The sequence below is a fragment of the Emticicia soli genome (assembly GCF_037860775.1).
Classification (GTDB): domain Bacteria; phylum Bacteroidota; class Bacteroidia; order Cytophagales; family Spirosomataceae; genus Emticicia; species Emticicia soli.
Genome location: NZ_JBBEWC010000008.1, coordinates 33,851 through 47,091, shown reverse-complemented (window position 1 = coordinate 47,091; position 13,241 = coordinate 33,851). Strand labels below are relative to the sequence as shown.

Here is a 13,241-nt window from a genome sequence, read left to right as displayed (position 1 = left end):
CCGAATAAATTCAGTGCCTAAAACAACAAAGGAATTTTTACTTACATAAGCGGACTTAAGTCCGCATTAAAATATTAAAGCAATCCTTTGTTACATTAGCCGGCGAATTTATTCGCTGATCTTTCAAAAATCCAAAGTAAGCAATAAATTATGAGAAAGGTACTGTTTTTTATGCTAATTTCTGTGGCTGCAGTGGCGCAGAATCCGGTGTTGAAAGTAAACATCAAAGGTTTTGAAAGCAACAAAGGTACGTTGATGTTGGAGGTGTTATCGCCTCAGAAAAAATCGCTTAAACGCCTGATGTTGCCTATCGTAAATAAACAGGTAACGGTAGATATTACTGATTTAAGCGCAGGACAGTATTCAGTAAGGGTATTTCATGATGAAAACGATAACAAAAAACTCGACACAGGTATGTTTGGGATTCCGAAAGAAGACTGGGGGATGTCGAACAACGTAAAGGCCGTAATGGGCCCACCAGATTTTAACGAAAGCTTGTTCTGGTTGAAAGAGAATAAGACTCTGGAGATTGTTTTGAAGTAAGTTATTCGTCTTGAACTTTGATTTAATTGATTAACCTGATTTCGCTGATTGTTGTAGGAAATGACTCTGATTAATAATAATTACGTCACTAAAAGTCATTTTAATCATTTAATCAGGTAAATCAAAGTTCAAGACGGAAAATCATCAAACCGCAACCGGAGCTTTGATGGCCGGGTATGGGTCGTATTCTTCTAGTTTGAAGTCTTCGTATTTGAAGTCGAAAATGCTTTTTACCTCAGGATTCATCCACATTTTAGGCAATTTGCGTGGTTCTCTTGATAATTGCAATTCAACTTGCTCCAGGTGATTCAGATAAATGTGTGTATCGCCACCTGTCCAGATAAATTCGTGCGCTTCTAAGCCGCATTCCTGCGCTATCATCATGGTAAGCAAGGCATAAGAAGCAATATTAAAGGGCACGCCAAGAAATACATCGGCGCTGCGTTGGTAAAGCTGACACGAAAGTTTGTTATCGGCTACATAAAACTGAAAAAGCGCATGGCAAGGCATAAGCGCCATTTCTGAAAGTTCGCCCACATTCCAGGCCGAAACAATGATACGGCGTGAATCGGGTGATTTTTTAAGGGTATTGATTACATCTTTCAACTGGTCGATACTGCGACCGTCGGTAGTTGCCCAGCTACGCCATTGTTTGCCATATACAGGCCCCAGATTCCCGTCGGCATCAGCCCATTCGTCCCAGATAGACACGCCGTTTTCTTTCAGATAAGCCGTGTTGGTTTCACCTTTGATAAACCACAATAGCTCATGAATGATAGATTTGGTGTGTACTTTTTTGGTTGTAACGAGCGGAAAACCTTCTTGTAAATTGAACCGCATCTGATACCCAAAAACGCTGATAGTACCTGTGCCTGTGCGGTCTGTTTTTCGTGTTCCGTTTTCAAGAATATGACGGAGTAAATCCTGGTATTGTTTCATGGGGAGTTTTGGCGTAATATTTTTGCAAAGGTAGCAAATCTATTTTTTTCACCGAATAAAAGTTTGTTTGCTGCAAAACTAAACATTTTAGCCCTACTAATTCTTTACATACTACATAAAGGCAATTATAGTTAATAGCAAAGCTAAGCCCCAATCAAAATTGCGCCACAAGGTTTCCAGCCTCTTTTTGCCTTGCCTTTGCGGCTTGGTTATAATCAAGGTCTCGTATCTGGTCGCTGTATTCGGCTGGTAATAAAAAATGCTTCACCAGTTTATCAGCTTTCAGTTGGCGACTTAGTAAATACAGCTTAAGTAAAGTTTTTGCCGTAAAGGAGCTACCAAAATTTAATAAGTGCGACACCCTTGCCGGAACAACTAGTTTCTGGCATTCTAATAAAATAAGGTAACGTGCCGTGCCCAAGTGTTTTTTGTATTGCTGAAAAAGGTCGGCTGTATAATTGCCATTGAGCAGGTCTTCCTGCAAATGCTTTTCACGCGATGGTAGCCAGCTTTCATGATTCTGTGGTAAATCTTTCAGGCCCATTCTTTGGCCTACTTCCTGAAAAACCCTGAAAAGTTCTTGTTTTTCTTCTGGCTCGAGCTTCCTTTCAAGTAATTCGTAAGCTGTAATCGAGTAGTCGACGAGCATATAAAGCACATCTCTATATGCCCAATCAGGAATACGAGCGCCACGGCTTTGCTCAACGCCCTGATGAATACCGTTTATTTTATCGATGGTTTTATGGGCTGTTTCGGTGTCAGAGAAAACAATCATTTGTGCATAACGCACAGTTGAAAAAAGTCGACCGAGAGGGTCAGAAGGTATTTTTCCGGTAAAATATAGCCAATCAACCGCTTTGTTCAAGGCAAATTCGGCAGCCGAACCTGCAAAGATGAACAATATCACATCAGGATTACTCCAGACTTTTCTTACTATCGAGTTTTTGTCAACAAAATCTGTCATGACGCTTGTGTTTAAATGCCTTGTTTTGGGGTAAATTTCAACGCTTCTCCCCCTACGGTATTCTATCAGAATGATGGTAATGAAGCCTAAGGTATAGGCTAGCATATCGTACCATTCGAAACTTGTGCCCAGTACAATGGCCATAATCTTATATTTTGCCAGCCCCACACGCTGCACAAACTGAAAGTATTGCAGGGTTTCTATCAGATACGAGAAAAGCAATACGCCGACAGCGGCTTTCAGATAATTAATATTGAAGAATGCACGCACAAAACAATATACCAGAAAAACCACCAGATAGTCGCCCACGAATGGCCGTACGAAAGAATCATGCACATAAATGGCAATAAGTACTTCGATTACGAAAAAAGCAATAGCCAATAGTGCATATTTAGGTCTGAAACTGAACATATCAAAAAGATTAAAAGTACTTTGTAAAACAAAGTTACTTATTGAAAGTATAATAGCAATACATTTTATGAGATTTTTTGTGATACTCGGGGTTTATAGGAGAAGAATTGAGGGCTAAATGGAATTTAGGGAAAATCTGTGGGCTGTAGTGTAGACTTTTGGCGTGTATTTTCTGCAGTATTGGAGGATTGAGTGAAATTGACGGTAATTGTCCTCACCCTCTAAATCTCCCTCTCCAACTGGAGAGGGAGACTTTTAACATATTATCAGAATAAAAACATACCTTTTATATGAGCTGAACCATTACAAAAACGCAATAGGCGCAGCCAGACAAGAATCCGGAATAGCAAAGGCTTCAACCAATGGTACAGCGTCGGTTCTTATTTCCCAACATAACTGGTTTACGAGCTTTCTGATAGCCTTTGTTTTCACGGCTTCCATGTAGCCCTCTTCCAGATACCAGCCTTTGTTTTCTTCAATTTGCGACAGAGCAAACAATTGTTTCAGCTTAGTAAGTATGGTTTTTACGCCTTCATCTTCAATGGCATTAACTGCCTGCTGAAACTGCTCAAGCATCAGGCGGTCGAGGTAAGCCTGTGCAACATCTAGCATCTGGTGTTGTGCCACGTTGAAGGCATCGTAAGAGTCAAGTCCGCCGTCAATCAGTTTTTTCAGACGCTTGGCGGCCGATGCCAGAATCACCTTCTCACGGTATTCGAAGGCATTCTTATGGAATGTATCATCGAGCAAATGGGCTTCATCGGTATTGCGGGTAGCCATTGGGTTCTTCTGCATAATCACAATCTTGGTTTGCTCATATACATAGTTCAGCATACCCATACTATCCAGATTTTCGAACGATTTCCTGAACTCGGCCAAGCGGCTTTTGGCAACCAATTGCATCAGCACGGTGTTATCTCCCTCGAAAGTAGTATAAATTTCGGTATCATTTTTCAAGGCATCAATGCGGTTTTCCGACAAATAGCCCTTGCCTCCGCAAGCCTCACGGCACTCTTGCAGAATATCTCTGGCACTCCAGGTTACGTACGACTTCATTCCGGCAGCCAGTGCTTCTATCTCCTGCATTTCGGCTTCGGTGCGATGTAAGAATCGACTCGTAAGGTATTGCAGCCCAAAGTGCATGGCATAGGTTTTAGCCAATAGCGGTATCAAACGGCGTTGATGCATACGGTAATTGAGAATTGGTACTTCAGAACCACCTTCAGGCCCAAACTGGCGGCGTTGGTCGCCGTATTTAATGGCAATAGACAAGCCCGATTTTGAGGCCGAAAGCGCAGAACGTGGAATACCAATGCGCCCGCCTACCAAAGTACCAAGCATGGTAAAGAAACGGCGGTTATCGCTCGGAATCGGGCTTTCAAACTCGCCTGCATCGTTTACCGAAGCAAAGCGATTCAGCATATCTTCTTTCGGAATCACCACGTTATCGAAGCGGATAGTGCCGTTATCTACGCCATTCAAGCCCATTTTATGGCCACAGTCGCCAATGGTAACGCCTTTTACGGTTTTTCCTTTTTTATCTCTCAATGGCACCACAAAGGCATTTACGCCATAGTCTTTGCCATCAATTATCAGCTTGGCAAATACCGTTGCCATTTGCCCATGCTTTGCTGCATTGCCTATGTATTCTTTCTGGGCATTTGGGTGTGGCGTATTTATGGTAAAAGTGCCATCGTTGTGGTTATAAGTACCCGTGGTTTCAATGCCTTTAACATTCGACCCATGATTGGTTTCGGTCATGGCAAAGCAGCCCGGCAGTTCTAAAGAACCAATGTCTTTCAGGTATTTTTTATAATGTTTTTCTGTGCCCAACGACATCACACTCATGCCCCAAAGCCCAAACTGCACGCCAAATTTAATCACAAGGCTCAGGTCGTGGTAGCTCAGGGTTTCCATTATGGCAAAGTAATCTTCTATGTTTTCGCCACCGCCGTAGGCTTTCGGGTAAGCCATATTCCCCAGATTCTCGTCGGCCAATATCTTGCACCATTCAAAAACCCGTTGGCGATACACATCAATATCGGTTGAAGTTTCGTAGGCAAATTCTGGCCGACTGATAACGCTTTTTACTTTTTTTATAATATCGGCGGTGTCGCCATCAAGTATCTGGGTGAGTTTTGCGGTATCGAAACTACTAACGGTATGGTGCACCGAAGTAAAGCTGCTGCCCAAGGTCTTGAACTGACTGATAGCCTCTTCGCCTGCCAAACCTAATTGGGTTTCGAGCGCCGTAAAGGCTTGTTCCTGCGCTATAATATCGGGGTTGTTATCTGACAACCATACCGAAATATCAAAAATATCTTTGGCTTCGGGCAGGTTTTTCAAGCCTTCTTCAATTTCGGCTTTCCACTTGTTTAGCTGAGGTCTTGAGGGTGGCGTAGAGATATTAATATTAGCCAGCAGTTTTTCTTGTTCCTCTTCACTAAGCCAGTTTTGATTATCTATAAATTCTCTGAAAGAAGCTAACTCTTTTTGGGTCAGGAGGTCGTCAGACCATACTAAATAGAAATGTGGCAAGAATGCCTTGAATTTTGTGTTCTCCATGTGATTTGTACTAAGGTTGTGTAATTGATAATGGTAAATATATGTAATTAATGCATAAATAGCCAACAGCAACTTAGGGAATATTGTTTTAGTGATTGTGTGAATGAGCGATTTAGTGATTGGTAGATTAGGGTTTGATTAATTGGAATTAATACAAAAAAAAGTCCTCGAACCATTCGAGGACCATTTTACGTAATCAAAACAGAAAAATATATACTAGGGATTGTTAATACAAGCAATTGGTTCAGCGTGTTTCTTTTTCGCTGTTGGTTTTAGCTGCTCTTTTGCTGGCTTGCTTCATTTCTTTGGCACATTCCTTTTCCATTGCTTTGTTGCAGCACTTGGCTTCTTGCTTGTCTTTTTTTCGTTTGCTTTTACCCCAGTCAAAGGCTTGGGCCGATGCGCCGATAAAAACACTTAAAAATGCAATTGCCAACACACGATAGGTGATTGAAGTTTTCATGATAGTGTATGTTTATTGTTGAAAAACACGTATGTTTTTAACGAAACAAACACTATGCCAAGTGCATCATGCAATTATCAATTTCAACTTAGGACTCTAAACCAATATAGTTCTTTACTTTTTTTATGGTTGGAGTGTTGTTACTTTTTTTACCTGAAAAAAAGTAACACAAGACTAGCCGTCCGCAAAAGAGGCATCATTTAAACTCGTACAATTAAAAATCTGATAGTTTTTTTCTTTTAGAAATATATTCTGGCTGATTTTTAATCGTAGACTAGCCGTCCGCCTCAACAGAAAATGATGTTTTAAGGTTACAATTTTTAGTTGTGATTATAAAACATCATTTCAAAAAGTAAATATAGGCTACTGATTCAAGGAATATGAATGCGTGATTTCGGCTGAGGCTGATAATTGCGCTGTGGCCGAGCAATATTTCTCCATCGAGAGCTTAATGGCTCTTTCTATTTTCTCAGGGTCGATTGTGCCTTTAAACGCAAAGTGTACGTTTATTTTTCTGAAAGGTTTCATTTCTGTTCCTTCTACCTGCACACGTTCGCCTTCTACCGAAATTCTTAAATCTTCAATTACCTGGCGTTGTTTTTTCAGAACCAATATTACATCGATGGCTGTGCAACCGCCCAAGCCCATCAGGAGCAATTCCATTGGGCGAGCGCCGAGATTATGGCCACCAATATCAACATTGGCATCAATGTTTACGCCTACGCTTGATGCGCCGTTCGCTTCAAAATGAAACGCATCGTCTACTCTTACTAATTCAACTTTCATATTTTTATTTGTTGTAATGCTGGATACTTATTCGTGAAACTAATAGGCCACAAATATATTGTTTATTCATAACATTTAACGCTCTTGGTAAAGTTTCCGGATTGCACCGATTGGTTTAAACAATCAGATATTCGAAATATTCCTATTAATCCCGTTGGGTGGCATTTAAAATATATTATCCTAAAGGATATTTTCGTCCTACAAGGAAGATATATTAAAACCTTAAAATCTATTTCACGCAATGTGGGTTTTGAACCTATATTTTTTTTGACTACAACAAAGAGCGTTTTGGCTACGTGTGTCTCCTGCCTTCTGCTGAATTTTGCGTTATAAATATAACAAAAAATGAAAATAGTAGTAACAGGTTCGTTAGGACACATCAGTAAGCCATTAACACAGGCATTAGTGCAACAAGGGCATTTGGTTACGGTTATCAGCAGTAATCAGGCACGACAAGCAGCCATTGAAGATTTAGGCGCAAAGGCCGCCATCGGAACAATGGAAGATGTTGATTTTCTGGCACGTACTTTTAAAGGTGCCGACGTAGTTTATTTAATGGAAACGCTCGCCCATAATAGTTTTTTCGACCATAGTGTTGATTTTGTGGCGGGTTTAAGTAAAATTGGAGAGAATTACAGACAGGCTGTGGAGCAATCAGGCGTAAAACAGATTATTCACCTAAGCAGCATTGGCGCACACATGGCCGAGGGTAACGGGATTCTGAGGTTTCATTACAACGTTGAAAAAAGCCTTAACCAATTGCCAGCCGATGTGCATATTAAGTTTATGCGTCCGGTTGGATTTTATTACAATATGTTTGCGTTTATACCAAGCATAAAAGCCAAAGGCGTAATTATTGCCAATTATGGCGGCCACGAGCAAGAACCGTGGGTATCAACCACAGATATTGCGGCTGTGATTGCCGAAGAAATCGAAAAACCTTTTAGCGGTAGAAGTGTTCGATACATAGCCAGCGACGAAATATCGCCAAATGAAATAGCCCATACACTTGGCGAGGCAATAGGCAGAAACGATGTAAAATGGTTGGAGGTGTCAGACGAGCAAAGCCTGAACGGCATGATAACAGCAGGCATGAACCCCGAAACCGCCCAAGGAAGGCGTAATGGAAATGAACGCCGCTCGCCGTGGTGGGGTATTGTACGAAGATTATTACGGCAATAAGCCGGTTCTGAGCCCAACCAAACTTACTGATTTTGCAAAAGATTTTGCGGCTGTATACCATAAACAATAAGGCATTGGCAACAACAACACATAGAATACGAACCATCAGCGAGTTTCATCAATTGCGTGGCTTGCAGAAACCGCAGCATCCGCTGATAAGTGTGGTAGACTACGCCCAGATAAAGCATCCGGCCGATACTGCGCAATATAGCTGGATACTTGATTTTTATTCTATTTCGTTGAAACGAAACTCGGGAGCTAAAATAAAATATGGCCAGCAAGAATATGATTTCGATGAAGGCATACTGTTTTTTATGGCTCCCGGACAAGTTTTTAATATTTCGATTGATGCCCATTCGCCGCCAAAACATTCGGGTTGGATGCTACTCATCCATCCCGATTTTATATGGAATACCTCTTTGGCCAAAGGTATTAAGCAGTACGAATACTTTGATTACTCTGTAAATGAGGCACTATTTCTATCAGACAAAGAAGAAAATACTTTAAACAATATTGTTGCGCATATTGAGCAGGAGTATCATGCTAATATCGATAAGTTTAGTCAGCAAATTATTGTTTCGCAGATTGAAACGCTGCTTAATTATGCCGAGCGGTTTTATCACAGACAGTTTATCACCCGCAAAAAAGCCAATCATCAGCTACTCGACCGTCTGGAACAATTGCTGACCGATTATTTTAACCATAAAGATTTACAAAAATCCGGTTTACCTACGGTGCAATATATCTCTGAAGCCCTGAATGTGTCGCCAAATTATCTGCGGGGTTTGTTAAAAGTGCTTACGGGCCAAAATACCCAGCAGCATATTCATGATAAACTGATTGATAAAGCAAAAGAGAAATTATCGACCACTACCCTATCGGTCAGCGAAATTGCATATGATTTGGGCTTTGAGCATCCGCAATCATTCAGTAAATTGTTCAAGACCAAAACCAACTTTTCTCCACTAGCTTTTAGGCAGGCGTTTAATTGATGGGAGTGGAATTAATAGAACAAAAATCTATTCCCACATAAAATTCCGACCTTACTCATGCTAGCTTGGCTCAACAAAAATGTGTAACTTTGGCAGTTTTAGGAGATAAAATTCATACAAAGTGGCACGTCCGTCTAAAGAAGAGTTAATTAAGCAAGCAAAAGAGACCCCTCTCAACCGACAATACAATCAGATTAAGGCAAAATACCCCGGAGCAATGCTTTTGTTTCGGGTGGGCGATTTTTATGAGACCTTTGGCGAAGATGCCATCAAGGCTTCAAAGATATTAGGTATTGTGCTTACTCGCCGTAATAATGGCGGTGCACAAGAAGAACTGGCGGGTTTTCCGCACCATTCGCTCGATACCTACCTGCCTAAACTCGTAAGAGCAGGGCAACGTGTGGCCATCTGCGACCAGCTCGAAGACCCAAGCACAGCCAAGGGCATTGTGCGAAGAGGTGTTACCGAACTGGTAACGCCGGGGGTATCGTTCAACGACAACGTACTGAACACCAAGCAAAACAATTATCTGGCATCGGTACATTTTGCTAAGCCTGATTACTTTGGGATTGCTTTTTTAGATGTTTCTACGGGCGAGTTTCTGACAACCGAAGGAAACACGGCTTATATAGATAAGCTTCTGCAAAGTTTTGCCCCCTCAGAGGTTTTATACTGCAAAAAACACCGTGGCGAGTTTCAGACACTTTTCGGCGATAAATTCAATGAGTTTTGTTTTGAAGACTGGGCCTATAAATATGATTTTGGCTACAATCTGCTCATCAACCATTTTCGTACCTCATCGCTCAAAGGTTTTGGGGTAGAAAACCTCACCGAGGGCATTGTGGCGGCGGGTGTGATTCTTCGCTACCTGTCTGACACCGAGCATAAGGAAGTGGGCCATATCTCACGCCTCACAAGGCTCGATGAAGATAAATACGTATGGCTCGACCGATTCACGATTCGTAACCTTGAACTGGTTTTTGCCCAGCACGAGGGCGGCGTGCCGCTTATCCAGGTGCTCGACCACACCATTACACCAATGGGCGCACGGCTGTTGCGTAAATGGTTGGTATTGCCACTAAAAGAAAAAAGCCTGATACAAGAGCGACTTGATACGGTTGAGTTTTTTGTAAAGAACGACGAAATTGCCGAAAATCTGGCACTATTGCTGAAACCTATCGGCGACCTTGAGCGGCTGATTTCTAAAGTGGCTGTTAGGCGTATCAACCCACGAGAAATGGTGCAATTGAAACGTGCGCTGGCACAGATTGTACCTATCAAAAAGCTATTAGAGATAGGCAGCAAAGAGTTCAGCATTTTGCAGAAATACCTTAATCAGCTAACCGATTGCCAGTATCTGGTCGATAAAATTGAGCGTGAAATACGTGACGAAGCGCCGGTGCTTACTAATCAGGGAAACATGATTAAGTCGGGTATCGATGCCGACCTCGACGAATACCATAAAATTGCTTTTTCGGGTAAAGACTTCCTGATTGAAATTCAGAACCGTGAATCTCAACGCACGGGGATTCCGTCTTTAAAAATATCTTATAACAAGGTTTTTGGCTATTATCTTGAGGTATCAAATGCACACAAAAGCAAAGTGCCGGGCGAGTGGATTCGCAAACAAACCCTTGTAAATGCCGAGCGTTATATTACCGAAGAACTAAAGGTATATGAAGACAAGATTCTGACTGCCGAGACCAAGATATTTGAGATAGAGCAGCGGATTTTCAATGACCTTGTAGCTACCGCAGGCGAATTTGTGGCACAGATACAGCAAAACGCCCGCATTATTTCGGTGCTCGATGCCCTGGCATCTTTTGCCAAAGTAGCCAGCAAAAACAACTACTGTAAGCCACGCATTACCGATGCCAAGGTTATCAATATAAAAGAAGGCCGCCATGCGGTAATTGAGCAACAATTGCCACTCGGCGAAAGCTATGTACCGAACGATTTGTTTCTGGACGACGAAACCCAGCAGATTATTATCATAACAGGCCCGAATATGGCCGGAAAGTCGGCGTTATTGCGGCAGACGGCCATTATTGTGCTAATGGCACAGGTAGGTAGTTTTGTGCCTGCTGAAAGTGCCGAATTGAGCTTGGTCGATAAGATATTTACTCGTGTGGGCGCAAGTGATAACCTTTCGAGGGGGGAATCGACGTTTATGGTTGAAATGACCGAAACCGCCAGTATCTTGAATAACCTAAGCGACCGTAGTTTAATTATCATGGACGAAATCGGACGTGGGACAAGCACTTACGACGGTGTAAGTATTGCCTGGAGTATTGCCGAATACCTGCACAATCACCCCAAACATAAGCCTTGGACGCTCTTTGCCACGCATTACCATGAGTTAAATCAGCTAACAGAAGATTTTGCCCGTATCAAAAACTTCAATGTAGCTGTAAAAGAGGTTGATAATAAAATGGTGTTTCTGCGTAAGCTGAAAGAAGGCGGTAGTGAGCATAGCTTTGGTATTCATGTAGCGCAAATGGCCGGCATGCCGCAGTCGGTGGTACTAAGAGCCAACGAAATACTGCACCACCTTGAGCAAGACCATATAAAAGAAGATAACAAAGAGAAACTACAACAAGCACCTAAAAACAATATGCAGTTGAGTTTCTTTGAGCCACAAGACCCAAAAATCGAAGAACTGAAAAATAAATTGAAGGCAATAGATGTAAACACGCTATCGCCGATTGAAGCCTTATTGAAACTAAACGAACTGGTGAAACTGGCGTAAGGTTTTAGTGGCGTATAGGAATTTTGTATGAGCCGAGTCTCCCGTGTGCATTAGGCTAATGCCTGCCAAGGAGACTCGGCGTTTTTGTACCTCATTCACGCAGAGTCGGTTTGCTATTCACTTTTCTACCAAACACAGGAGACTTTCATTATACATCCAAAAATAGTATTGTGATAATAATATATTATAGAGGTTTATTGGATCTATCTTTAGTTTTTCCATAGATTGGATTTAAATTTGTTACCAGATTGAAAATCTTTCAAAGTGACTTAACCAATAATGCTATGTCGCCGCTTTTAACTTTTTTAACTGTTGTATTTTTGGGTTTACCCGTAGTTTTTTTAAGTCTTAAGTATTTTAAACTCAGATATAATTACTTTAAATTGAAATACAAAAATGATTTTGATTTACTTAAAAAAGTGTTTAATCCTGTGTCATTAAATAAAGACATAGATAATGAAGCTGTGAAACAAATAAATAAATTAACGCCAATTTTATGGCTTGCTTTTCTTGGGTATGGTCTAACAATGGTTATACTAGGAAGTTATGTTAAACTCTAACAGAGATATTTATCTGAAACTTTATTAATTTCCAGCCTACACAGGAGGCTCTTCTAATACCTCAATTTTATAGCAATTTCTCTATGGCCACTTCGCTTAAAATTCTACAATATATAGCTTTTAACAAGAATGGAATTCGTATGAAGAGCAATATTAATTTTTTTTTAATCTAGCTTAAAAAATAAATTTAATCTACCTTAAAATTTTTCTCGGCTATTATATTTAACCTACTAACTATAAGCTATAAAAGCCGAATTTTATGAGTATAAAGCATTTTAAGGTTTAGGCTTATTCCTTAAAATGCGCATCGGGATAGTATGCAAAGCGAACTTTGCCAAATAATCTGTTGTTTTAAATATAGACAAAAGGTTGGTGACCTTAAGTTTTTTGCGTAAATTACACATTATTGAATCATAACCTCACCATTAAACTTTAGTACAATGGCATCATCGTTTAACATCGATTTTCCGGGTTCTTCCAATCAATTTGTAGTTACAGCCAACAGCGCAATCACTTCAAAAGGTGGCGTTTTTAATGGCGATAACAACAAAGGAATGTTTACCCTCGATACACCGATTGGTGATATCAAAGGCAGTTATCTTGTATTATCGGAAACCGAAAGTTCCGCTACAAAAATAGAAGTAACTATTACAGATAAGCCTTTCTTAGTTCCCATTAAAAAAATAGAGAATACTATTGCACAATTTCTTACTTAGCATAAAGGCGGCTGAATTTGCCGCCTTTGTTTTTATGATATTTACCGGCTGTTTTTATTAGAATCTATCATCTGGCGTATACAGAGTTGTATGCCAGTCTCACTCTCAGAAATATTTTTCAATCGGCTTTCGGTTTTATAGATAGTTTAATAGCAAAAGTTGCATTCAATTGCCATGACCTTATTAGGGTTCAAGATTTAAGGAGCATGCAATTGATTTAATAGGATAATTCAGAATCTCTATTTCTCAACTCCATACAATGAAAACGGGCTGTCTCAAAAGTTTTCTATACCAAATAATATTTGGGAAAGACCCCACCCTAACCCTCCCCAACAATGGGGAGGGGACAAAAAAGCCCCTCTCCCCATTGT

General features: G+C 40.8%; 11 protein-coding genes. 6 read left to right on the top strand and 5 right to left on the bottom strand.

What is annotated here, in order from left to right; all coding sequences use genetic code 11:
* Nucleotides 1-150: 150 nt before the first annotated feature.
* A complete protein-coding gene (locus tag WAE64_RS13975; RefSeq protein ID WP_340237453.1) occupies nucleotides 151-543 on the top strand; it encodes a DUF2141 domain-containing protein in 393 nt (130 codons plus the stop codon).
* Between the two features lie 144 nt (nucleotides 544-687).
* Here the strand turns inward: WAE64_RS13975 and WAE64_RS13970 are convergent, their stop codons facing one another.
* From WAE64_RS13970 to WAE64_RS13950, 5 genes are all read right to left on the bottom strand, one after another.
* Nucleotides 688-1,482 carry a thymidylate synthase gene (locus WAE64_RS13970; RefSeq protein WP_340237451.1) on the bottom strand — a complete coding sequence of 265 codons (795 nt, stop codon included), beginning with the start codon at nucleotides 1,480-1,482 and terminating at the stop codon, nucleotides 688-690.
* A gap of 154 nt (nucleotides 1,483-1,636) precedes the next feature.
* On the bottom strand, nucleotides 1,637-2,857 hold the full coding sequence (locus WAE64_RS13965) for a DUF2809 domain-containing protein (RefSeq protein ID WP_340237449.1): 1,221 nt from the start codon (nucleotides 2,855-2,857) through the stop codon (nucleotides 1,637-1,639).
* Nucleotides 2,858-3,160: 303 nt separating this feature from the next.
* Entirely contained in the window at nucleotides 3,161-5,422 is a 2,262-nt protein-coding gene (locus tag WAE64_RS13960; protein ID WP_340237448.1) for an acyl-CoA dehydrogenase family protein, read from the bottom strand.
* A 244-nt stretch (nucleotides 5,423-5,666) separates the two neighbouring features.
* Nucleotides 5,667-5,885 carry a hypothetical protein gene (locus tag WAE64_RS13955; RefSeq protein WP_340237446.1) on the bottom strand — a complete coding sequence of 73 codons (219 nt, stop codon included), beginning with the start codon at nucleotides 5,883-5,885 and terminating at the stop codon, nucleotides 5,667-5,669.
* Between the two features lie 363 nt (nucleotides 5,886-6,248).
* Nucleotides 6,249-6,671, bottom strand: coding sequence for an OsmC family protein (locus tag WAE64_RS13950; RefSeq protein ID WP_340237444.1), 423 nt, complete (start codon nucleotides 6,669-6,671; stop codon nucleotides 6,249-6,251).
* 345 nt (nucleotides 6,672-7,016) lie between these two features.
* On the opposite strand from WAE64_RS13950, the gene WAE64_RS13945 reads away from it, so the two are divergent.
* The 5 genes from WAE64_RS13945 (at nucleotide 7,017) to WAE64_RS13925 (ending at nucleotide 12,870) form a co-directional block, all read left to right on the top strand.
* Nucleotides 7,017-7,853, top strand: a complete 837-nt coding sequence (locus WAE64_RS13945) for an NmrA family NAD(P)-binding protein (RefSeq protein WP_340237442.1) — start codon at nucleotides 7,017-7,019, stop codon at nucleotides 7,851-7,853.
* Nucleotides 7,854-7,927: 74 nt separating this feature from the next.
* Nucleotides 7,928-8,845: a helix-turn-helix domain-containing protein gene (locus WAE64_RS13940; RefSeq protein WP_340237436.1), complete on the top strand. Its 918-nt coding sequence runs from the start codon at nucleotides 7,928-7,930 to the stop codon at nucleotides 8,843-8,845.
* 121 nt (nucleotides 8,846-8,966) lie between these two features.
* Nucleotides 8,967-11,594 carry a DNA mismatch repair protein MutS gene (gene mutS, locus WAE64_RS13935; RefSeq protein ID WP_340237432.1) on the top strand — a complete coding sequence of 876 codons (2,628 nt, stop codon included), beginning with the start codon at nucleotides 8,967-8,969 and terminating at the stop codon, nucleotides 11,592-11,594.
* A 284-nt stretch (nucleotides 11,595-11,878) separates the two neighbouring features.
* The gene (locus WAE64_RS13930; RefSeq protein ID WP_340237429.1) at nucleotides 11,879-12,154 is read left to right on the top strand and encodes a hypothetical protein; all 276 of its coding nucleotides are present in this window, start codon (nucleotides 11,879-11,881) and stop codon (nucleotides 12,152-12,154) included.
* Nucleotides 12,155-12,594: 440 nt separating this feature from the next.
* Entirely contained in the window at nucleotides 12,595-12,870 is a 276-nt protein-coding gene (locus tag WAE64_RS13925; RefSeq protein WP_340237428.1) for a hypothetical protein, read from the top strand.
* Nucleotides 12,871-13,241 lie beyond the last annotated feature (371 nt).